The organism is Rheinheimera sp. 1928-s (assembly GCF_029269265.1).
GTDB lineage: Bacteria > Pseudomonadota > Gammaproteobacteria > Enterobacterales > Alteromonadaceae > Pararheinheimera.
This window is the reverse complement of the sequence record NZ_JARIXP010000011.1, coordinates 17,648-39,938: the sequence shown is the minus strand read 5'-3', so window position 1 is coordinate 39,938 and position 22,291 is coordinate 17,648. Positions and strand designations below refer to the sequence as shown.

19 protein-coding genes and 1 pseudogene are annotated in these 22,291 nt (G+C 45.5%); 7 read left to right on the top strand and 13 right to left on the bottom strand.

The features are described from left to right. Positions 1-43 precede the first annotated feature (43 nt). The 3 genes from astD to P3C17_RS19495 all read right to left on the bottom strand — a co-directional run bounded on the left by astD (position 44) and on the right by P3C17_RS19495 (position 3,832). Positions 44-1,528 (bottom strand): succinylglutamate-semialdehyde dehydrogenase, encoded by a 1,485-nt coding sequence (gene astD, locus P3C17_RS19505; RefSeq protein ID WP_300930981.1) that lies wholly within the window; start codon positions 1,526-1,528, stop codon positions 44-46. Next, on the bottom strand, positions 1,525-2,556 hold the full coding sequence (gene astA / locus P3C17_RS19500) for an arginine N-succinyltransferase (protein ID WP_300930980.1): 1,032 nt from the start codon (positions 2,554-2,556) through the stop codon (positions 1,525-1,527). Before astA ends, astD begins: the two co-directional genes overlap by 4 nt. 70 nt (positions 2,557-2,626) lie before the next feature. Next, positions 2,627-3,832: an aspartate aminotransferase family protein gene (locus P3C17_RS19495; protein WP_300930979.1), complete on the bottom strand. Its 1,206-nt coding sequence runs from the start codon at positions 3,830-3,832 to the stop codon at positions 2,627-2,629. Between the two features lie 157 nt (positions 3,833-3,989). Between P3C17_RS19495 and P3C17_RS19490 the strand changes: the two genes are divergently transcribed. From P3C17_RS19490 to P3C17_RS19470, 5 genes are all read left to right on the top strand, one after another. After that, on the top strand, positions 3,990-4,418 hold the full coding sequence (locus P3C17_RS19490; protein ID WP_233081740.1) for an Lrp/AsnC family transcriptional regulator: 429 nt from the start codon (positions 3,990-3,992) through the stop codon (positions 4,416-4,418). Positions 4,419-4,563: 145 nt separating this feature from the next. Then, complete coding sequence (locus P3C17_RS19485; RefSeq protein ID WP_300930978.1) at positions 4,564-6,252, top strand: NAD-dependent malic enzyme; 1,689 nt, start codon at positions 4,564-4,566, stop codon at positions 6,250-6,252. Positions 6,253-6,411: 159 nt separating this feature from the next. Next, the gene (locus tag P3C17_RS19480; RefSeq protein WP_300930977.1) at positions 6,412-6,990 is read left to right on the top strand and encodes a hypothetical protein; all 579 of its coding nucleotides are present in this window, start codon (positions 6,412-6,414) and stop codon (positions 6,988-6,990) included. A gap of 317 nt (positions 6,991-7,307) precedes the next feature. Beyond that, entirely contained in the window at positions 7,308-7,823 is a 516-nt protein-coding gene (locus P3C17_RS19475; RefSeq protein ID WP_300930976.1) for a hypothetical protein, read from the top strand. A gap of 108 nt (positions 7,824-7,931) precedes the next feature. Further along, the gene (locus tag P3C17_RS19470; protein ID WP_300930975.1) at positions 7,932-8,162 is read left to right on the top strand and encodes a hypothetical protein; all 231 of its coding nucleotides are present in this window, start codon (positions 7,932-7,934) and stop codon (positions 8,160-8,162) included. A 484-nt stretch (positions 8,163-8,646) separates the two neighbouring features. Here the strand turns inward: P3C17_RS19470 and P3C17_RS19465 are convergent, their stop codons facing one another. The 10 genes and pseudogenes from P3C17_RS19465 to gyrA form a co-directional block, all read right to left on the bottom strand. Further along, entirely contained in the window at positions 8,647-10,359 is a 1,713-nt protein-coding gene (locus P3C17_RS19465) for a potassium/proton antiporter (RefSeq protein WP_300931007.1), read from the bottom strand. A 27-nt stretch (positions 10,360-10,386) separates the two neighbouring features. Next, positions 10,387-11,094: an orotidine-5'-phosphate decarboxylase gene (gene pyrF, locus P3C17_RS19460; protein ID WP_300930974.1), complete on the bottom strand. Its 708-nt coding sequence runs from the start codon at positions 11,092-11,094 to the stop codon at positions 10,387-10,389. A 21-nt stretch (positions 11,095-11,115) separates the two neighbouring features. After that, complete coding sequence (locus P3C17_RS19455; RefSeq protein ID WP_300930973.1) at positions 11,116-12,246, bottom strand: N-acetylglucosaminyl transferase; 1,131 nt, start codon at positions 12,244-12,246, stop codon at positions 11,116-11,118. Positions 12,247-12,251: 5 nt separating this feature from the next. Further along, entirely contained in the window at positions 12,252-12,494 is a 243-nt protein-coding gene (locus P3C17_RS19450) for a lipopolysaccharide assembly protein LapA domain-containing protein (RefSeq protein ID WP_300930972.1), read from the bottom strand. A 35-nt stretch (positions 12,495-12,529) separates the two neighbouring features. Continuing rightward, complete coding sequence (gene ihfB / locus P3C17_RS19445; RefSeq protein ID WP_008899011.1) at positions 12,530-12,814, bottom strand: integration host factor subunit beta; 285 nt, start codon at positions 12,812-12,814, stop codon at positions 12,530-12,532. A 90-nt stretch (positions 12,815-12,904) separates the two neighbouring features. Then, positions 12,905-14,560 (bottom strand): annotated as a pseudogene (gene rpsA / locus P3C17_RS19440) (30S ribosomal protein S1); the annotation flags it as partial. Between the two features lie 101 nt (positions 14,561-14,661). Beyond that, on the bottom strand, positions 14,662-15,342 hold the full coding sequence (gene cmk / locus P3C17_RS19435; RefSeq protein ID WP_233007132.1) for a (d)CMP kinase: 681 nt from the start codon (positions 15,340-15,342) through the stop codon (positions 14,662-14,664). A gap of 114 nt (positions 15,343-15,456) precedes the next feature. Further along, complete coding sequence (gene aroA / locus P3C17_RS19430; protein WP_300930971.1) at positions 15,457-16,743, bottom strand: 3-phosphoshikimate 1-carboxyvinyltransferase; 1,287 nt, start codon at positions 16,741-16,743, stop codon at positions 15,457-15,459. Further along, on the bottom strand, positions 16,743-17,822 hold the full coding sequence (serC, locus tag P3C17_RS19425) for a 3-phosphoserine/phosphohydroxythreonine transaminase (protein ID WP_300930970.1): 1,080 nt from the start codon (positions 17,820-17,822) through the stop codon (positions 16,743-16,745). Before serC ends, aroA begins: the two co-directional genes overlap by 1 nt. A 251-nt stretch (positions 17,823-18,073) precedes the next feature. After that, positions 18,074-20,698, bottom strand: a complete 2,625-nt coding sequence (gene gyrA / locus P3C17_RS19420; protein WP_300930969.1) for a DNA topoisomerase (ATP-hydrolyzing) subunit A — start codon at positions 20,696-20,698, stop codon at positions 18,074-18,076. Positions 20,699-20,875: 177 nt separating this feature from the next. Here gyrA and ubiG point away from each other — a divergent pair, with 177 nt between their 5' ends. Then, positions 20,876-21,586 (top strand): bifunctional 2-polyprenyl-6-hydroxyphenol methylase/3-demethylubiquinol 3-O-methyltransferase UbiG, encoded by a 711-nt coding sequence (ubiG, locus tag P3C17_RS19415; protein WP_300930968.1) that lies wholly within the window; start codon positions 20,876-20,878, stop codon positions 21,584-21,586. Then, the gene (locus tag P3C17_RS19410; RefSeq protein ID WP_300930967.1) at positions 21,583-22,260 is read left to right on the top strand and encodes an HAD-IA family hydrolase; all 678 of its coding nucleotides are present in this window, start codon (positions 21,583-21,585) and stop codon (positions 22,258-22,260) included. The genes ubiG and P3C17_RS19410 overlap by 4 nt, the downstream gene beginning before the upstream one ends. Positions 22,261-22,291 lie beyond the last annotated feature (31 nt).

The following is a 22,291-nucleotide window of genomic DNA, read 5'->3' as shown; positions in this document are numbered from 1 at the left end:
GTGTAGCGAGCTTGCCAGCTTATTATGTTGATCTGGTTCAGCTTTACAGTACTAAACCCGGGCTTAAGGTTGCTGGCAATACCACCTGATCTGCTTCTACTGAAGACACAGGGTAAGCGCAATAATCGGCGGCATAATAAGCACTGGCTCTGTGGTTGCCGCTGGCGCCAATACCACCAAAAGGTGCAGCGCTGGAAGCTCCGGTAATAGGTTTGTTCCAGTTGACTATGCCTGCACGGATCTGCTTAAAAAACAGCTGATAATCGTCAGCTGAATCGGCCAGTAAACCTGCAGATAAGCCGTATTTGCTGTTATTGGCTTCCTGAATAGCCAGCTCAAAATCATCGTAACGATAAACCTTTAACAGCGGGCCAAAATGTTCTTCGTCCGGAATGCCGTTTACACCTGTCACATCCAGAATGCCTGGCGTGGCATAAGCACCATGAGCTTCAGGCAAAGTGAGTTCGACTAGTACTTTAGCGCCCATACTCACCAGCTGTTGCTGAGCTTTGGCCATACCTTCTGCGGCTTTAGCAGAAATCATAGCACCGTAAAAAGGTTGTTCTGTGGCAAAAGGGTCGGCAACCTTGATATTTTTAGTGGCAGCCACCAGCTCTGCCAAAATGGCATCACCATTGGCGGTATTTGGTACAAACAAACGACGCGCACAGGTGCAGCGCTGGCCAGAACTGATAAAAGCCGACTGAATAATGTCATGCACAGCTGCTTTTACATTGGCCACATCTTTGATAATCAGCGGGTTATTACCGCCCATTTCCAAAGCCAGAATTTTACCTGGCTGACCGGCAAACTGTTGATGCAGATAGTGGCCTGTGCCCGAGCTTCCAGTAAAAAACAAACCATCTAACTGAGGGTGAGCAGCCAAAGCTTTGCCCGTTGCCACTTCACCTTGCAGTAACGTCAGTACACCTGCTGGTAAACCAGCCTGTTGCCATAACTGCACAGTGTATTCGGCTACTTTTGGTGTCAGCTCAGATGGCTTAAATACCACAACATTACCGGCAATGAGCGCTGGCACTATATGACCATTTGGTAAATGGCCCGGGAAGTTATAAGGGCCAAATACTGCAACCACACCATGAGGTTTATGGCGGATAAAGGCTTTGGCGCCAGGCATAGGGTTTTCTACTGTGCCGGTGCGTTCTTCATGGGCGCGTTTTGATATCGCAATTTTACCTATCATGGCTGCTACTTCAGTACGGCTTTCCCATAAGGCTTTACCGGTTTCTTCAGCAATAGTACGAGCCATGGTTTCAGTGTTTTCTTGCAGTAAGGCAGCAAATTTTTCAATCACCACCAGGCGCTCTGCAAGAGATAACGCCGACCAGCCATAAAAAGCCTGTCGAGCAGCTATTAATGCCTGATGCACTTGTGCTTCATCAGCACTGTTGCCTAGCCAGATCACTTGACCCGTTGCAGGGTTTACAGACTGAAACGCTAAACCAAAACCGGCTTGCCATTGACCTTCGATAAACTGCACTGCTGTTTTTGTAGTAAGTTCTATCATTTCACTGCCTTTTCTAAGGAAAGGTAACGCACGAAATCGCCATTGCTGACCATCAGAGCTTCTGCTAATTCAGGACTAATCACCAGTTCATGATTGTCATTCAGTGCTGCATTTTTGCTAAATACAGCGCGGAAATTAGCGGTTTGAGTATTACAAACAGCAAGGGTTGCGTTACCTTCAACAGGCGCCACCAGCACTTTAATTTTATGGCTGTTGCGCACTGATTTAATTTGTTTTAACTGGCACTCGACCGTTGGGCCACCGTCAAATAAATCGACATAACCACGGTGGAAAAAACCTTCGTTTTCTAAAAGCGCCAAAGCAGGTTTAGTGTTTTCATGCACCTCACCTATGACTTGCTGGGCAGATTCCGGCAACAAGCTGACGTAAATAGGATGACGAGGCATTAGATCGGCGATAAAACCTTTATTACCGACACCAATCATATAATCGGCGGTAGGGAAGTCGATGCTGAAGAAATACGACTGCAGCCATTTCCAAAACGGTGGTAAACCCGAGTCATCGGCCACACCACGCATTTCTGCGATCACCATTTTGGAGAAACGCTTTGGGTGCTCAGCCATAAACAAAAACCGGACTTTGGATAAAAAGCGGCCATTTAAGCCCTGACGGTAAGGCTCGCGTAAAAACAGCGTACAAATTTCAGAGACACCGGTGTAGTCATTACACATGGTCAACACTTCAACTTGTTTAAATACATCCAGCTCTTTGGAGTGGTGCACTACCGTACTTTTATGAAAATGGTACAAAGGGTTTTCCAGGCCAACTGAGGCTTCAATACCTGAAGTGCCGACAATTTCGCCTGTGCTGGTATCTTCCAACACAAACACATACCCCTGATCGCCCATGGCCTCAACGGCAGTTGCGAAGCTTTGCTCAGAACGGGCAATTTTCGCCTGCAATTTTTGCTCATTGACCGGCAAAGAGGTAAAACCAGCACCTGATTCAATAGCGATTTGCATCAGCACAGGGTAGTCCGATTGTCGGATAGGACGGATCAACAACATAAATTTAGTATTCCTGCGTAGTAGCTGCTTGATAAGGTAAGGGAGATCTACGAACTCCCTTCAACGGCTTTTAAGCCTGGATCATCTTAGCGACAGCTTTTTCTAAACGTTTTAAACCTTCGGCAATATCTGCTTCCGGAATAACCAGCGACGGAGTCATACGAATGACGCTGTAACCTGCGACTAACATCATTAAACCTTCATCAGCAGCTGCCAGCATAAAATCACGGGCTTTGCCCTGGTACTTGTCATTCAGTGCAGCACCTATTAACAGACCTTGGCCACGAATTTCACTGAACACATTGTATTTAGCGTTAATAGCCTTTAAACCGTCACGGAATAACTGCTCACGCTGTTTTACGCCATTCAAAACTTCAGGCGTGTTTACTGTATCAAAAGCAGCAATACCTACAGCACAAGCCAACGGGTTACCACCATAAGTAGAACCGTGTGTACCCACTACTAAATGCTTAGCGATAGCAGTGGTTGTCAGCATAGCACCTATAGGAAAACCGCCACCTAAGGCTTTGGCGGTAGTCAGAATGTCAGGCACTACGCCTAAGCCCATATAGGCATACAACTCACCAGTACGGCCGACACCAGATTGCACTTCATCAAAAATCATCAGCGCATTGTGCTTTTTACATAAAGCAGCCACACCCTGAATAAATTCTGCAGTTGGACTGATGATACCGCCTTCACCTTGCAGTGGCTCTAGCATCACAGCACAAGTGTTGTCGGAGATAAGTGCTTCTAAACTCGCTAAGTTGTTGTATTCAGCATGCACTATATCAGCAGGTTTAGGACCAAAACCGTCTGAATAGGCGGGTTGACCACCTACTGTTACTGTGAAGAAAGTACGGCCGTGGAAACCTTGTTTAAAGGCAATAATTTGGGTTTTGTGATCACCAAACTCATTTTTAGCCCAGCGACGCGCCAGTTTTAAAGCTGCTTCGTTAGCTTCAGCGCCCGAGTTCGCAAAATAAACTTTTTCAGCGAAGGTAGCGTTGACCAGCTTTTGCGCCAGAATAAGGGCTGGCTCATTGGTCATGACGTTAGATAAATGCCATAACTTGTCAGCCTGGTCTTTCAGAGCGCTGACTAAAGCAGGGTGACAATGACCTAAACAGTTCACAGCTATGCCGCCTGCGAAGTCAATAAACTCACGACCAGTCTGATCCCAGACTCTTGAACCTAAACCTTTTACCGGGATCACTGCGGACGGTGCGTAATTAGGTACCATCACTTCATCGAATAAGGATCTGCTGACTTGCATTGTTGTTCTGCCTTTATGCTTTTTGTTGATTACCCCTTGATATGGCGGGGTAACTAAGGATTTCTACTTATTATATTGGCCAGACTTACCAATATGCAGTAGCATATTCAACAATATTGCAGTTAATTCTGTCATTTTGATAAGGCAATTGAGCAAAGTGATAAGTTCTGATGACGAAAAACTATTAGGTATGTTGCGCCGTAACGCCAGAGCCAGTATTTCAGACCTGGCCAGAGCCTTGAATGTGTCGCGCAGCACGGTACAAAACCGCCTGCACAGGCTGGAGCAAAGCGGCGTGGTGAAAGGTTATGTACTGGAATATGGCAGTGCATTTTTAAGCCAGTTGGTTTCAGCTCATGTGGCTATTAAAGTACGACAAAAACTGACGACAAAAACCAACGTTGAGCTGAAACAAATCAGTCAGATTTCCGAGTTATACGCCATCAGTGGTGAGTACGACCTAATAGCCGTAGTGCAGGCGCAAAGCACTGAACAATTGAGCCATATTCTGGATGAAATAGGCAATCTGGATGGGGTAGAGCGCACCAATTCTTCAGTCATTCTGGAGACAAAATTCAAAAGATAAGGCTGAAAATACTGCATTTCAGGTCTGACCAGCGTTAAATGATCGTCATTTAACAACACTTTACCCAATGTGAGGTTGCCGCTTTAGTCAGACCTGTTATGATCGGCGGCAATTTGAGCCAGCAGGCTAGTTTCGAGAGATACCCATGAGTACAAAACAACCTCTTTATACCTCCTACGCAGGTCCAGCTTTATTAGAAACTCCATTGTTAAATAAAGGCAGCGCCTTCACCAAAGAAGAACGTATCGCCTTTAACCTGATTGGTTTATTGCCTCCACGTTACGAAACTATTGAACAGCAACTGGCACGTGCTTATATGCAGTACTCCAGCTTTGCTGAGCCAATCAACAAACATATTTATCTGCGTGCTATTCACGATAAAAACGAAACCTTGTTTTATCGTCTGGTAAAAGAGCACCTGGAAGAAATGATCCCGGTGATTTATACGCCAACAGTAGGGGACGCCTGTGAGCGTTTCTCCGCAATTTACCGCAGCGCCCGTGGTATTTTTGTCTCCTACAGTGAACGTGAGCATATGGATGACATACTGCGTAGCGTCACTAAGAAAAAAGTAAAAGTGATAGTAGTTACAGACGGCGAACGTGTGCTGGGTTTAGGCGACCAGGGCGTGGGTGGTATGGGTATTTCCATCGGTAAGTTGTCTTTATATACAGCCTGCGGTGGTATTAGCCCGGCTTATACCTTACCTGTGATGCTGGACGTAGGTACTAACAACGAAAAACTGCTGAATGACCCGGTTTATATGGGTTCAAAACATAAGCGTATTACCGGCGAAGAGTACGACGCTTTTATCGACCAGTTTATGAAAGCGGTAAAACGCCGTTGGCCTGAGGCTTTAGTGCAGTTTGAAGACTTCGCTCAGCCAAATGCGATGCCTATTTTAAAACGCTACCGCGATGAGTATTGCTGCTTTAACGATGATATTCAAGGAACAGCTGCTGTCACTGTAGGTTCGTTATTAGCCGCTTGTTATAGCAAAGGCATGAAGTTATCTTCACAAAAAGTTGTCTTTGTCGGCGCAGGCTCTGCCGGTTGTGGTATTGCCGAGCAAATCATCAGTCAAATGAAAACCGAAGGACTGGATGACGCAACAGCCCGCAAACAAGTTTATATGGTTGACCGTTTTGGTTTGTTAACCGAAGGCATGACGGATTTACGTGATTTCCAGCAAGCTCTGATGCAGAAAACATCAGATTTGGCAGACTGGGCATACAGTGGCGAATACGCTTCTTTATTGGATGTGATGAATTGCGCTAAACCAGATATCTTAATTGGTGTCTCTGGCCAGCCAGGCTTGTTCACTGAACAAGTGATCACAGCAATGAAGAAACACTGTGAATTGCCAATTATTTTCCCGTTAAGCAACCCTTCAAAACAAGTGGAAGCGACACCTGAACAAGTGATCAAGTGGACAGATGGGAAAGTGATTATCGCCACCGGCAGTCCATTTAAGCCTGTGACTTACAAAGGCCAGACTTACCACATTGCGCAGTGTAATAACTCGTACATTTTCCCTGGCATTGGTTTAGGTGTAGTTGCTGTGAAAGCCAGCCGTATCAGCGATGATATGTTACGTATTGCCAGCGAAACCTTAGCTGCAGCGTCGCCATTAGCCAATACAGGGCAGGGATCCTTACTGCCGGCTTTGTCTGAACTGTCTGAGCTGAGTAAAAAAATCGCCTTCGAAGTGGCTAAAATTGCACAAAAGCAAGGTTTGGCACTGGAAATCAGTGACGATGAATTACTGCAAAAAATTGAACGCAATTTCTGGAAGCCAGAATACCGTGAATATAAACGCGTAAGTGGTCACTAAAATCGGCCATTAAGTTTTCTGTGTTTTTCGTTCAAGTCAGCTAAATAAAAAGTTGGTTTAATCAATGCCTTAGCGATTAAACCAACTTTTTTTGTTTTTTCTTCCAACTATTTATTCAACAGCTCCGACTTAGTAATAACTGAAGCACAGGAGCTTGCTATGAAATACCAAAAATCATTTACCTTCACTTTGTTATCCATCGCTATTGCAATCACTGTTGGCTGTACAGCTCAAGCTGAAACCTCAGTAACGAGCTCTATGGCAAAACCGGCACAAATCGCTTTTATTAAAAACTGCAAAGTGATACAGCAGCGCGCTATGACCACAGAAGAATTCGCAGCTTACCAACGCTTAGAAGCTGTTGAGCAACAAATGGAAGAGCTGCATTTACCTTTAAAAGCGTTTGAGGCTGAAATGGAGCAACACAGCGACCGTATGGCTGAGCTTTCCGATCTTGTGCATCAGGAAGATGAGCATAGTATTCGGATAGATAAAGTCAAAATGGCTGAACAGCACAAATTAGCCGAAGAAATTCATGAAATCACAGAACGCCACAGACCACATTTCGCAGCTTTAGAACAAAAAGGTGATGAAATCAGCGACATAGCCGATGATTTTACCGACTTGCTGGAGAAGTCAGCGCCAGCTGGTGGCTTTGATCATATCCAGGTGATATCAGATTCAGGCAAAACAACGGAATGTTACGATGGCGGTATTAAACTAATTTCACGGAATTAATCTTTATCTTGATCAGGAAACCATAGACGTTGATGTGTATGGTTTCCTGTCTAGCTTAGGCATGTGTTCTAATTAACGAGTTTAACGCTGCAAATAGAGGTTTATATCGAAAGTAATAACAGATAAGCAGCAGAATAACAGTCATGTGAAAATCTGATATCTGATTGATAAATATATAAATATCCCCTTTTCCTCTAATGCATCATGTGTCGCATAATGATTATTATGTTAAATTGAATATGTTAAGCTAACTACTGACTTCAAACTCGTGTTGCACTGCTATGGGTTTAGACTGTAAATTGGTGATGCATGTATCAATGAAAGGAACTCTAGACGTGTATCGCTCACTTATATGTTTTATGACTTTGGTGGCCTTCCCCTTATTCGCTCAACACTACGTTGTTGAACCTAATAAACCAGTTTCTAAAAAGCTTTATGAGCATAAGGCTAATCCAGACAAAAAATCTGTCGAGGTCAAAAGCTTCAATGCTATGCAGGTCTATAACACTTCGCTTCAAAATGAAATTCATCGTCGTGTACGACTCTATGAGTACCACAGAGGAAAGTCTTGCACAGTAAGTTTTAATCATGATGTGGCAAACAGAAAGCTACTTAATTTACAGGTTTTCGCATGCACTATGGGTAAAGAGTTTGAACAACAGTTACCTACGATCGTAGCTCAGGCCATCTCTGCAGTTCGTCCACCTAGAGATCTATTCGTTCCCACAGGTATTCGTTTGCAACACTTTAAGTTTATACCTCGATTTGAAGGTACACCGCGTAATGATAAACCGAGCTCCTTTTCTAAAACCTATACAGATCCTAAAAGCTAGGATTGGCTAAGCCGCCGCTGGTATGACGGAGAACCCCTTGCAACAGCGAACCGGTATTTTCAGGTTCACTGTAAAGGATCTCTGCCTTATCATCCCTCTTGGCGTGATATGTATATCGATTCTGAAGGCTGGTTAAATACGCCCCATGGCCGTTGTACGTCTGGTGACGTTGCATTGATCTGGCGTTTTAAATGGTCTGCTGCTCAGTCTCAGCGAAAAGTTGCAGAGTTAAAATCGAAAGTTGAAGCTATGCAGTCTGATCCAAAAATGAAAATGCTAATTCACACTGCCGACTATTTGAATAGATTTGTAAGAGGGCTTTCCGGAATTCAAAACTGAATAATATAATATTTATCATTGAGTTATTCGCTTTAATATAAGCACAACAAATAAAAATAATGATCGTTAAAAATAAACGCAAATAATATTGTATTCACTGGTGATGAACTTGTTCATTCAAAAAACTATCATTCTATTTTTTGTGTTAATTGATTAAATAAAAAGAGATGTTACTATTGTTGCGTGCCGAACATCCGGCACTTCATTTAGAGGTGAATTATGCCGTTTTACACAATAAGCAGGCCCGCATCAGGAATTTTCTATATCAATCATGATGGTGACTTACCAAATGACAGTCATGTATTTGCATTTGAAGAGGCGCCAAGCAAAAAAGATATAGAATACATAGAATACGATATGAATCTGAAATTCGATAATTATGATTACCTTACTAAGCTTGCTACATTCAAATGAAAAAAAGGGCATTAAGAAGCCTTATACCTGATTTAATCCATTTATCCGGCATAAGGCTGATTTCTATAGATTAGGCCGATTTAATACCTACCTGCAGTATCTGGTCGTGGTCGTCGATTTGACGTACTGTCAGTACTAACTGATCCAGCTGCACCTGATCACCAACCACCACACGTCTGTGGAATTTCTCGGTGATGTATTCGGACAGGCTTTGGGTTGGGTCCTGGTCTTCAGTGAATTGAATGCTGTAGAAGCCATCCAGCTCGTTTAAGGTGATTTCGCCGTTTAATACGAAGTCACCGAAGAAGTCCAGTTTATCCAACGAGGTTTGCTCTGCGCTAGTGGACACTTTGTCACTGACGGCTTTTACATCTTTGGCTTTGCTTAGTACCAGCAGCATATCGTTCAGTTGAAAGCTTGGGCTTTGCTCGGCTTTGATCCATTCGCCTTTACGTAGTACACCTAAGTAGCTGACATCGGGAGACATATTCAGTTGTTGCCAGTCGCTGTCTACAATAGGTGAACCTTTGCCGACTTTAAAGGACAACACTTGCAGCAAATCATTGCTGTCGACGCTATCGAGCGTCATGGAGTGATCCGGGCCTGGCTCTGGTGGTACTTCAAGCTTCAACCAGCGCGCTACCGGCGCTATAGACCAGCCCTGAATAAGCAAGGATACAATTACTACGAAAAACGCCACGTTAAAGTACAAATCTTTATTTGGCACGCCGGCCAGCCATGGGAATAACGCCAGAATAATAGGCACTGCACCTCGCAGCCCTACCCAACTGATAAATACCTGATCTTTCTTTGGAAAATGAAATGGCACCAGGCTTAAAAACACCGCTATAGGCCGGGCTATAAAGATCATCACCAATGCCAATATCAGCGCAGGAATTGCATATTCCATCAGTTTGCTTGGCGTCACCAATAAGCCCAGCATCAAAAACATAATGATTTGACTGAGCCAGGCTAAACCGTCGTGCATGCGTAAAATCTGCTGAATTTGGGGTAAACGGGCGTTGCCTATTAAAAAGCCCATTAAATACACGGCCAGAAAACCGCTGCCGCCAAATTGGTTGGTTAAGCCATAAATCAGCAGTGCATAAGAGACGGCCAGTAAAGGAAAAAACGCTGCGCTTAATGGCAGTTTACGGCAAAGCAAAACAAAGAAGCGCCCTGCTCCATAACCTACTGCTGCGCCCACTATGGCTTGCTGAAAGAATACCGTTGACAAGGACCAGTTCAATTCACTTTGGCCCGCTAAAACGCCAACCAATGTAAAGGTCAACATGACCGCCATAGGGTCGTTACTACCCGACTCTATTTCCAATGTGGATGCCACCCGCTCTTTAATATTTAAGCCGGCAGACTGGAAGATAGAAAATACGGCGGCGGCGTCAGTTGAGCTTAAGATTGCGCCCAACAGTAAGCCTTCAAGCAAGGTCAAATTAAACAGATAAGAAGCTGCGACACCTAAAATGCCGCAGGTCAGTACTACACCTAAAGTGGCCAATACCGCTGCTGGCGCTAAGACTACCCGAACTCTGTCCGGATGAGTACGCATACCACCATCAAACAGAATAATCACAAGAGCTATAGAGCCAATCAGCAGAGCGACATCAGGATTGCCGAACTTGATGCCCAGCAAACCGTCTTCACCGGCCAGCATGCCAATGACAAGGAAAATTAATAATAAAGGCGCACCTAAGCGCGCCGAGATCAGAGTAGCAACGATACTGGAGAAAAACAGAGCCCCTGCAACCAGGATTGTTAAATTCACTGCATCCAAATAAAAGCTCCTTTTTTCTTAATGCGCGGGGTAAATCTCCCGGTAGATTTGCTGTAAAGCGGATAACGGATCGGCTGCTTTGGTAATTGGGCGCCCTATCACCATATAGTCTACACCAGCCTTTAATGCATCAGCTGGAGTCATCACCCTTTTTTGATCATCAGCAGTGGCAAAAGATGGGCGAATACCAGGGGTCACTAAGCAGAATTCTTTACCAAATTGCTGTTTTAATTCAACAGCTTCTTGTGCGGAACAAACCACGCCATCCAAACCGGACTTATCAACCAGCCCTGCCAGTCTTAGTACCTGCTGTTGTGGCGTTAAATTAATACCCAGCTCCACTAAATCACTTTGCTCCATACTGGTCAATACGGTTACAGCAATCAGCAGAGGTTTTTCTTTACCAAAGCTTTCTAAGGCTTCACGGGCGGCAATCATCATACGACTGCCACCAGATGCATGTACGTTCACCATCCACACACCTAAATCGGCTGAGGCTTTGACGGCTTTGGCTACTGTATTTGGAATATCGTGAAATTTCAGGTCTAAAAACACATCAAACTTGCGCTGATGCAGCTCTTTGACAAAGTCAGGGCCAAAGTGAGTAAACATCTCTTTACCTACTTTTAAGCGACATAAAGCCGGGTCAAGTTGGCTGACTAAATTCATTGCTGCGGATTTTTGTTCGAAGTCTAATGCGACCACTATAGGACTGGTGTTATTCATCAAATTCTCTTTATTGTCAGATCAGCGACCGTCAATGCCGGTCATTGGCTCCACCGTTTCCCACTGCTGGCAAGACGGACAGAGCCAATAAGGTTGCTTGGTTTTAAAACCACAATTGCGGCAATGATACAGCACTTTGGTATCCAGATAAGCCTGTAACATTTGTTCTATTTCAGCCAAATGTGGCTCAGACGGGTCTTGCAACCGTCTGATTTGAATGAATTTTAAGAATAAGCGGATATTCGGCTGCTGCCTGAGTTTATCCGTCAGCAAATTTTCAGCCTGCTGCAGGTTTTCGCCTTGCGCATAAAACTCTGCCAACTCAGCTATAGCGCTGATGTTTTTATGTTTGCGGCTCAGCTCAGTAAGTAGTTGTTGCCACTCGGCTGGTTCTGGAGTTGTTTGTTGCACTAAAGGCAATAACTCTGCAGCCCATTGTGGCCGTTGTTGAAGTATGGCCAGCAACAGCTCACGCGCTTCGGTGAATTCTTCTTCTGCAATCAGCTTTTTTGCCAGTTCGTATTTAGGCCTTAAGGACACCGGATAACGTTGGATCAACTGGCGATACGCATCGCTGGGTGCCGGTTCTTTACGCCAGGCTTCACAGCTAAAATTCGCCACACCAATACGTAAGGAACGGGAATCTGTCTGTTCTACTACAGCACGGAAATCCATGGCTTTTTGCCATTCGTGAGTGGCTGTAAATAAGCTAAACAATTGTTTTAAAACAGCTTCGCGAATGCTTTCGGCCTGCACCAGAGCGCTTAATAAAGGCTCGGCTCTATCGTATAAACCCGCACTAAAGTAATCTTTGGCCAGCTCAAATTGTATCTTTTGGGCCTGCTGTTTCGGCAGCTTTAACTGATGTAATTTTTCATGAATACGAATGGCTTTATCCCAGTCGCCACGACGACGGAACAGATTAGCTAATGCCAGGTAGGTATCAATAGTCGCGGCTTCCACATCAAGCAATTGCAGTAATTGCTCAATAGCTTTGTCTTCCTGATCAGTCAGCAGGAAATTTAAGCCTGAAGATAAGTTTTTGGTAACAGAAGCCCTGCCCTTAAGCTCTTTTTGTTTTTCGCTGTTGCGGCCCATAAACCAGCCGTAAGCGGCGGCGACAGGAAGTAACAGAAATAACAGTTCCAGCATAGGAGTCAGGTTTTATCTGAAGATTTAGCAAACCAACCTTTGGTTTTTGCCTTCAGGATAAAGGCCATAGACACACTCAGGCCAAGCAGAAAACCAGAGACTAAAAACAGAGCGGCGATATCCACCACTCTGAGTTCTGATTTTGCAATAAGATAATTAAATTCAGCAACTTGCTGATTGAGGGAACCCAGAATAAGCCCGAAAATAATCAGGGCAATAATAAATACAACATAAAAAAATCTGGTCAAAACTCCGTCAACCCCGTTTTTTAGCTGAAAAGAGATCAGGTGTTAGTTTTCACCCGGTCACGTAATTCTTTACCCGGTTTGAAATGAGGCACGTATTTGCCATCTAATTCCACTTTATCGCCGGTTTTTGGATTGCGACCTACACGAGGTGCGCGGTAATGCAGAGAAAAACTACCAAAACCACGAATTTCGATACGCTCGTTATTCGCCAGTGAGGTGGCCATTTGTTCCAGAATTTCTTTGACTGAAGATTCGATGTCTTTCACCTGGACATGAGAAAAATCAGTAGACAGTTTTTCGATCAATTCAGATTTGGTCATGGACCCTCCGCTGTATCAGTAGAATGAAGGACCGGAGCAAATGCTCCAGCCCTTCTATACAAGCATCAATTAGTCAGCTTTTTGAGCAGCTTTGAATGCTTCGGCCATAGCGTTACCACCAAAATCAGTATCATCCTGCTTTTTGATCGTATCCATAGCTTCTTTTTCTTCAGCTTCGAATTTCGCTTTGATTGACAGGCTGATTACGCGGTTTTTGCGGTCAACACCCATCAGGCGAGCTTCTACTTCTTCACCAACTTTTAATACTGTAGTAGCGTCTTCGATACGCTCACGAGCGATGTCAGATACGCGAACGTAACCTTCAACACCACCTTCCAGCATTACAGTAGCGCCTTTCGCGTCAACTGCAGTTACGTTGCCTTTAACGATAGCACCTTTTTTGTTATCAGCAAGGTAGCCGTTGAACGGGTCTTCGTCTAATTGCTTGATGCCTAAAGAGATACGCTCACGCTCTGGGTCAACTTGTAACACAACTGCGTGTACTTCGTCGCCTTTCTTGAATTCACGTACAGCGTCTTCGCCAGTTGAATTCCAGCTGATGTCTGACAGGTGTACTAAACCGTCGATGCCACCGTCTAAACCGATGAAGATACCGAAGTCAGTGATTGACTTGATCTTACCAGATACGCGGTCACCCTTGTTGAAGCCCTTAGCGAACTCTTCCCATGGGTTGGCTTTACATTGTTTCAGACCTAAAGAAATACGACGACGTTCTTCGTCGATTTCCAAGACCATAACTTCCACTGAATCACCTAAGTTAACAACTTTAGATGGGTGGATGTTTTTGTTAGTCCAGTCCATTTCTGAAACGTGTACTAAACCTTCAACGCCTTCTTCGATTTCTACGAAGCAGCCGTAATCAGTCAGGTTAGTTACGCGACCAGTGATGCGAGCACCTTCTGGGTAACGTGAAGCGATAGCGGCCCATGGATCTTCACCCATTTGCTTCAGACCTAAAGAAACACGTTGTTTCTCACGGTCAAACTTCAGAACCTTAACTGGGATTTCGTCGCCAACATTGACGATTTCGCTTGGGTGTTTAACACGTTTCCAAGCCATGTCAGTGATGTGCAGTAAACCGTCAACGCCACCTAAATCTACGAATGCACCGTAGTCAGTCAGGTTCTTAACGATACCTTTAACTTCCATGCCTTCTTCTAAGTTTTGTAACAGTGTATCGCGCTCAGCACTGCTTTCAGATTCGATCACAGCACGACGTGATACAACCACGTTGTTACGCTTCTGATCCAATTTGATTACTTTGAACTCAAGTTCTTTGTGTTCTAAGTGTAATGTGTCACGTACCGGACGCACGTCAACTAATGAACCAGGCAGGAATGCACGGATACCATCGACTTCGACAGTGAAACCGCCTTTAACTTTGCCAGTGATGATACCGATAACAGTAACTTTATCTTCACAAGCTTTTTCCAGGCGAACCCAGGATTCATGGCGTTTAGCTTTTTCACGAGATAATAAGGTTTCACCGAAACCGTCTTCTACCGCGTCCAGAGCTACGTCGATGATGTCACCAACGCTCACTTCAATCTCGCCAGCCAGGTTTTTGAATTGTTCAACCGGGATTGCTGCTTCAGATTTCAGACCGGCGTCAACCAGTACTACGTCTTTATGGATAGCAACGATGGTTCCTTTAACGATAGAACCAGGGCGAGTTTCGATAGTCTTGAGGCTTTCCTCAAACAGTAGTGCAAAATTTTCAGTCATATTCACTTTTTCAGTTTAAGTGCTCCACGCACAGTCCTGTGTCATGGGGTTGCTAAGTTAACTTGTCATCTTCCTTGCGACAAGCTGTCCAACGTGAAGGTCTAGGCCTGGTTCAACTTTTTACAGACGTTGAGAACCTCGTCCAACACTTGTTCAATGGATTTATTGGTCGAATCCAGCATGTATGCATCGCTTGCAGGCTTTAATGGCGCTACGGCGCGATTCATATCCCGTTCGTCACGGGCCTGTATTTCGCTCAAAAGGTCGCCGATGTTAACATCATGGCCCTTTTCTTTCAACTCTAAATAACGCCGTCTGGCGCGCTCTGACGCATCGGCTGTTAAAAAGATTTTAACTTCTGCCTGTGGAAACACCACAGTGCCCATATCACGGCCATCTGCCACTAAGCCAGGAGCTTCTTTAAAAGCACGTTGGCGGCGTAACAAAGCTTCACGTACCCGTGGTAAAGAGGCAATTTTAGAGGCCACAGAACCTACTTCTTCAGTACGTATGGTATGAGTGACATTTTCGCCTTCCAGCGTAATGCGGGTATTGCCTTGTTCGTCACAGGTAAACTGTACATCAAGGTGAGCAGCCAAAGGCTGTAAGGCTTCTTCGTCAGAAGGGTCAATCTGGTGATGGATAGCTGCTAAAGCTAATACACGATAAATCGCTCCGCTATCCAGCAGATGCCAGCCCAGTTTTTGGGAAACTAAACGGCAAATAGTGCCTTTCCCTGAGCCACCTGGTCCGTCAATGGTAATTACCGGCGCTTGTTGCATTCTGCCTCCAAAACAGTCGAACACACAAAAAGATGCGGCATTATACAGAAATAAATGACAAAAAGCGCGGTTTAATCAAAGGGAGCGCGTAACCATTTGGGTTACGCGTTATTTTCAAGCCAAAGTACTTAACTTGCTAAATACTTCAAAGTATTGAGGAAATGTTTTGCGGGTACAATCCGGATCTTCAATGGTCACAGCAGTGTCACTTAACGCAACCAAAGAGAAGCACATGGCCATACGGTGGTCGTTGTAGGTGGCTATGCTGGCATGTTTCAGTTGTGCTGGTGGCGTGATCAATATGTAATCTTCACCTTCTTCCACTTCAGCACCTACTTTGCGTAGTTCTGTCGCCATAGCATTCAGACGGTCGGTTTCCTTCACGCGCCAGTTGTACACATTGCGGATAGCTGTTGGACCTTGTGCAAATAATGCTGTGGTCGCAATAGTCATGGCTGCATCAGGAATAGCGTTGTAATCACGGTCTATGCCTTTGAGTTGGTTACGGGTAACCGAAATGTAGTCATACCCCCAATCGACCGTTGCACCCATGGCTTCTAAAGCGTCGGCAAAGTGAATATCACCCTGCACTGCATTTTTGCCTATGCCTGTGACTTTAATGGTGCCGCCTTTAATAGCAGCAGCGGCAAGGAAATAAGAGGCTGAAGATGCGTCCCCTTCAACCAGAAAATCACCTGGTGACTGATACTGCTGATTGCCTTTGACGACAAAGCTTTGATAGTTCTTGTTCTCGACGGCCACGCCAAAACGAGCCATCAAGGCCAAGGTAATATCAATATAAGGCTTAGACACCAACTCGCCGCTAATGACAATTTCGCTGTCACCTGACAGCAAAGGTGCAGCCATCAGCACAGCAGTTAAAAACTGACTGGAGACTGAGCCATCAATACTGATTTTACCGCCAGCCAGCGCTTGACCGCGAATACGCAGCGGCGGATAGTCTTTGTGCTGCAGATACTCAATATCAGCATTCCACTGCAGCAAGGCATCCACCAAATGGCCAATAGGACGTTCGTACATCCGTGGCTCACCTGTTAAGGTCACATCAACATTGGATACTGCCAAAGCTGCAGTTAAGGGGCGCATCGCTGTGCCGGCATTGCCTAAAAACAGTTCTAACGGCTCTTTATGCTGAAATACGCCAGCTACACCAGTAATTTCGCACACTGTTTTATCCGCAGATAACGAAAACTGTACGCCAAGTGCTGTTAAGGCATTAAGCATATGGCTGACGTCGTCGCTATCGAGCAAATTGGTAATACGGGTTGTGCCTTTGGCTAAAGCGGCCAGTAATAAAGCGCGATTGGAAATGCTTTTTGAACCAGGCAAATGCACCACGCCTTCCACTTTAGCTATAGGCTCTAAGGTTAAGGTTTTCATCAGCCGTGCACCCGCTCAAATTCTTTCATAAAAGTCACTAAAGTTTGTACGCCTTCTAATGGCATAGCGTTGTAAATACTGGCGCGCATACCGCCGACCATACGATGGCCTTTTAATGCCAACAAACCATTGGCTTCGGCTTCGCTGACAAACAAGTCATTCAGCGTTTCGTCACCTAATAAAAACGGCACGTTCATCGATGAGCGGAATTGTGGCGCTACGTCATTACGATAAAAATCGCTTTGGTCGATATAACCATACAAGGTTTGTGCTTTAACGGCATTAAGCTGCTGCATCGCCTCTACACCACCCTGACGTTTCAGCCACTGGAAGACTAAACCGGCCAGATACCAGGCATAAGTAGGAGGTGTATTAAACATACTGTCATTGTCAGCGGCCAAACGATAATCCAGAACGCTCGGAATGCTGCTGCCTTTGGCCGGTAACAAGTCTTCGCGCACAATCGCAAGCGTTAAACCAGAGGGCCCAATATTCTTCTGGGCACCGGCGTAAATCACACCATAACGGCTGACGTCAATATGACGCGATAAGATGGTGGATGACAGATCGGCCACTAAAGGCACTTTGGTGCTGGGTAAGTCGATAAACTCCATGCCATCCACTGTTTCGTTCGGGCAAAAATGCACGAAGCTGGCATTGTCGTTCAACTGCCAGTCGGATGCCGGTACTAAAGTGCGAAGACCATCTTGCTTAAACTGAATAGCCTGAGCTTTTAAGGCGGTGAATTTCTCTGCTTCTTCAACCGCAGCCTTAGACCAGGCGCCTGAAACTATATAATCTGCACTGACACCGGTTTTGGCTAAATTCAGTGGTACAGCTGAAAACTGACCGCGGCCACCACCGTGCATAAACAGCACTTTGTAGTTGGCTGGTATGCACAATAAATCGCGCAGGTCCTGCTCTGCCTGAGCCGCAACTTGCATAAAATCTTTGCCTCTGTGACTCATCTCCATAATGGAGCAGCCGCGACCATGCCAGTTGATCAACTCTTCCTGTGCTTGTTGCATCACTTCCACCGGCAACATAGCCGGGCCAGCACAAAAGTTATAGGTGGTCATCTCTTGCTCCTGTTACAACGCTTTATCGAATGAAAAACAAATTAGAAAACTGCTTTGGGTCATCTTTGGATGATCTTTGTTATTGTGGCCTTGGGTTATAACGAAAAGTGCTGTCAACGAATAATCCTGACGTCTGGACGGCTCTTTTTAAACAGCCGCTACTTTAGCGCACTTTGCAAAAGACAGAAATAAAAAAGGGGCCAGATCACATTATTTTTTAAGTAATGTGATCTGGCCCCTTCTTAACAGTCTTACTCTTCTTCGCCGTCCGCGACAGTATCTTCTGTCGGATTTTGTGCGGCTAATGCGGCAGCTTCCGCTTCTGCGGCTGCTACTTCGTCCTGATCCTGAATTTCGTCGATGCGTTGTACACCTACTACTTTTTCACCTTCGATGGTGCGGATCAGAATAACACCAGCGGTGTTACGGCCTACTTGTGATACTTCGCTGACGCGGGTCCGTACCAGTGTGCCTTTGTCAGAAATCAGCATGATTTCATCCAACGCATTCACTTGTACTGCACCTACCACCAGACCATTACGTTCGGAGACTTTAATAGAGACCACACCTTGAGTAGCGCGGCTCTTCTCTGGGTATTCCTGCAATGCGGTACGTTTACCGTAGCCGTTTTCAGTCACCGTCAGAATAGCGCCTTCGCTCTTCGGAACAATCAAGGACACCACAGAGCCGTTTTCGCGTAAACGAATACCACGAACACCTGTAGCGCCACGGCCCATTGGACGAACCTGATCTTCCTTAAAGCGTACTACTTTGCCGTCGTCGGAGAACAACATAATCTGGCTGTTGCCGTCTGTGATATCCACACCAATCAGCTGATCGCCTTCGTTCAGGTTCACGGCAATAATGCCGTTGCTACGTGGACGAGAGTATTCAGTCAGTGAGGTTTTCTTCACAGTACCGTTGGCAGTGGCCATAAACACATACTTGCCTTCTTCGTATTCACGAACCGGCAGAATAGCGGTGATACGTTCGTTTTCTTCCAGTGGCAGTAAGTTAACTATTGGCTTACCACGCGCCTGACGGGAGGCCAGCGGTAATTGATACACCTTCATCCAGTACAGACGACCACGGTTAGAGAAACACAAAATCGTATCGTGAGTACTGGCGATCAAAAGCTGGTCGACAAAGTCTTCGTCTTTTACTGTAGTTGCCGCTTTACCACGACCACCACGACGCTGAGCTTCATAGTCAGACAGAGCCTGATACTTGGCGTAGCCTAAATGCGACAGAGTCACGACCACGTCTTCTTCAGTGATCAAGTCTTCCATGTTGATATCCATCGAGTTGTCCTGAATTTCAGTACGACGGGCATCACCATATTGGGCTTTTGCAGCTTCTAACTCTTCACAGATCACTTCCATTAAACGCTCCGGGCTACCCAGAATGTGTAATAACTCAGCAATCAGCACTAATAACTCTTTGTACTCGTCCAGAATTTTTTCATGTTCCAGACCAGTCAGTTTGTGTAAACGTAAATCTAAGATGGCCTGAGCCTGTTGTTCAGTCAGGAAATACTCGCCATCACGAATACCAAAATGCTCTTCCAGCCATTCAGGACGGGCGGCGTTTTCACCGGCACGTTCTAACATGGCGCTGACATCACCTAGCTGCCAGCCACGAGCCACTAAACCTTGTTTGGCGTCGGCCGGGCTTGATGAGTTTTTGATTAAATCAATAATTTCATCAATGTTCGCCAGAGCAATAGCCAAGCCTTCTAAGATATGAGCGCGGTCACGAGCTTTACGTAAGTCATAAACTGTTCTGCGTGTCACCACTTCACGGCGGTGCAACACAAAACATTGCAGCATGTGTTTTAAGCCCATCAACTTCGGTTGGCCCTGATCCAGGGCTACCATGTTGATACCAAACACGGTTTGCATCTGAGTTTGGGTATACAAGTGGTTGATCAGTACATCTGACGATTCGCCACGTTTCACTTCAATCACAATACGCATACCGTCTTTATCAGACTCGTCGCGTAATGCTGAAATGCCTTCGATGCGCTTTTCTTTCACCAGTTCGGCGATTTTTTCAATCAGACGGGCTTTGTTGACCTGATAAGGAATTTCGTCGACAACAATAGTCTCGCGACCGGTTTTTTCGTCAGTTTCGATATGAGTTCTGGCGCGGATATACACCTTACCACGACCAGTACGGTAGGCTTCTTCGATGCCACGACGGCCATTGATAATAGCGGCTGTCGGGAAATCTGGTCCCGGCATCAGTTCCATCAGTTCTGGAATGCTGATATCCGGATTAGCAATCAATGCAAGACAGGCATCAATCACTTCATTTAAATTGTGTGGCGGAATATTGGTCGCCATACCAACCGCAATACCTGACGAGCCGTTGACCAGCAGGTTTGGGATTTTAGTAGGTAATACAGCCGGGATCATTTCAGTGCCGTCGTAGTTAGGCACAAAGTCGACTGTTTCTTTATCCAGATCGGCTAATAATTCCCCTGCGATACGCGACATACGCACTTCGGTATAACGCATAGCTGCTGCTGAGTCACCGTCTACGGAACCGAAGTTACCCTGACCGTCAACCAACATATAACGTAAGGAGAAAGGCTGAGCCATACGAACTATAGTGTCGTATACAGCGCTGTCACCGTGTGGATGGTATTTACCTATGACGTCACCGACGACACGGGCAGATTTTTTGTAGGCTTTATTCCAGTCATTGCCTAACTCTTTCATCGCAAACAAAACGCGACGGTGAACAGGCTTTAAACCGTCCCTTACGTCCGGTAAGGCACGCCCCACAATAACGCTCATTGCATAATCGAGATAAGAATTCTTTAATTCTTCTTCGATATTAATGGGAACAATTTCTTTGGCCAAATTTGTCATAAAAAGCTTTTTTCCCTTAAATCAACAAGATACCCGCGTTTTTTACTGTAATGGGTCGCGGGACAAAGGCGGATTCTACCACAGAAAAAATACCTTGCCAGTTCTGTTGTGCTTTGTACAGCATTGCTCAAACAGATCAAGGCCTTATAATAGGCAAAATTTTAAATGGATACGCTTATGAACCCCTCTTCCAATGTTGATCCGGCCGAAATTGCCAAGTTTAATGAAATCGCCTCTCGCTGGTGGGATCCGTCCGGTGAATTTAAGCCGTTACACCAACTGAATCCTTGCCGTCTGGCCTTTATCAGTGATCAGGTGCAAGGCTTATTCGGGAAAAAAGCTGTAGATGTAGGTTGTGGCGGCGGCATTTTGGCTGAAGCGATGGCGAAAGCCGGGGCTGAAGTCACAGGCATTGATATGGCTGACGAAGCGTTAACCGTGGCCAAATTGCATGCATTGGAATCTGCGGTATCAGTCCAGTATCAGCAAAGCACTGCGGAAGATTTTGCCGCAGCCAACCAAGGCGCCTTTGATTTAGTGACCTGCATGGAAATGCTGGAGCATGTGCCAGAACCTGCTTCTGTGGTGAAGGCTTGTGCTGATTTAGCCAAACCCGGCGCTACGCTGGTGTTCTCGACCTTAAATAAAACCTGGAAAGCCTATCTGATGGCTATTGTCGGTGCTGAACAGGTACTCAAACTGGTCCCCAAAGGTACTCATGAGTTTGAGAAGTTTATCCGCCCTTCTGATTTGATGCGTTTTATTGATGATGCGGGTTTACAGGTGGTCGATGCCACTGGTCTGCATTACAACCCTATTAATCAGTCCTTCCGCACTGGCCCTGGGCTGGATGTAAATTATTTTGTGGTAGCGAAAAAGCCGTTATGACCCAACAGCTCATTACACTTAAAAAACCAGCCGCCATTTTATTTGATTTGGATGGCACGCTGGTCGATACAGCACAGGATTTAGGCGCAGCTCTGAATTTTGTTCTGCGACAGCATGGTATGCCAGAAAAAAGCTACGAAGAATATCGTCCTATGGCCTCGCATGGTGCCAAAGGTCTACTGCAGCTTGGTTTTGGTGAAGCGCTAAAAGACATTGATTTTGGCAAAGCACGCCAAAGCCTGCTGGATTATTACCATGAGCATAGCGGCGTACACAGCCGCTTGTTTCCAGGCACTGAAGAGTTATTTGCAGCGCTTGAGGCACGCAACATCCCTTGGGCCATAGTGACCAATAAACCTTATAAGCTCGCCGCCAAAGTACAACGTCAGTTACCTGCCTTATTAAAAAGCCGCTTGTTACTGGGCGGTGACAGCCTGGCACAACGTAAACCTGATCCAACTCCGTTATGGATGGCTGCTCACTATATGCAGGTCTCTGCAAACCAGTGTTGGTATATAGGAGATGCAGAGCGCGACATAGAAGCAGGCCGTCGTGCTGGCATGCAAACTGTGATGTGTGATTTTGGTTATGTTGGGCCAGATGATAAAACTGAACTTTGGGGCGCAGATTTACATATTTCCCACTTCACAGACCTGATCCGACACCTCGACTGAGTTCAGTTTTTTCATATTTTTGGTCAATTAA

Coding starts and splice junctions, on each gene's coding strand:
- astD (WP_300930981.1), bottom strand. CDS start 1,528: ATGATAGAACTTACTACAAAAACAGCAGTGCAGTTTATCGAAGGTCAA.
- astA (WP_300930980.1), bottom strand. CDS start 2,556: ATGTTGTTGATCCGTCCTATCCGACAATCGGACTACCCTGTGCTGATG.
- P3C17_RS19495 (WP_300930979.1), bottom strand. CDS start 3,832: ATGCAAGTCAGCAGATCCTTATTCGATGAAGTGATGGTACCTAATTAC.
- P3C17_RS19485 (WP_300930978.1), top strand. CDS start 4,564: ATGAGTACAAAACAACCTCTTTATACCTCCTACGCAGGTCCAGCTTTA.
- P3C17_RS19480 (WP_300930977.1), top strand. CDS start 6,412: ATGAAATACCAAAAATCATTTACCTTCACTTTGTTATCCATCGCTATT.
- P3C17_RS19475 (WP_300930976.1), top strand. CDS start 7,308: ATGAAAGGAACTCTAGACGTGTATCGCTCACTTATATGTTTTATGACT.
- P3C17_RS19470 (WP_300930975.1), top strand. CDS start 7,932: ATGTATATCGATTCTGAAGGCTGGTTAAATACGCCCCATGGCCGTTGT.
- pyrF (WP_300930974.1), bottom strand. CDS start 11,094: ATGAATAACACCAGTCCTATAGTGGTCGCATTAGACTTCGAACAAAAA.
- P3C17_RS19455 (WP_300930973.1), bottom strand. CDS start 12,246: ATGCTGGAACTGTTATTTCTGTTACTTCCTGTCGCCGCCGCTTACGGC.
- ihfB (WP_008899011.1), bottom strand. CDS start 12,814: ATGACCAAATCTGAATTGATCGAAAAACTGTCTACTGATTTTTCTCAT.
- cmk (WP_233007132.1), bottom strand. CDS start 15,342: ATGCAACAAGCGCCGGTAATTACCATTGACGGACCAGGTGGCTCAGGG.
- aroA (WP_300930971.1), bottom strand. CDS start 16,743: ATGAAAACCTTAACCTTAGAGCCTATAGCTAAAGTGGAAGGCGTGGTG.
- serC (WP_300930970.1), bottom strand. CDS start 17,822: ATGACCACCTATAACTTTTGTGCTGGCCCGGCTATGTTGCCGGTGGAA.
- gyrA (WP_300930969.1), bottom strand. CDS start 20,698: ATGACAAATTTGGCCAAAGAAATTGTTCCCATTAATATCGAAGAAGAA.
- ubiG (WP_300930968.1), top strand. CDS start 20,876: ATGAACCCCTCTTCCAATGTTGATCCGGCCGAAATTGCCAAGTTTAAT.
- P3C17_RS19410 (WP_300930967.1), top strand. CDS start 21,583: ATGACCCAACAGCTCATTACACTTAAAAAACCAGCCGCCATTTTATTT.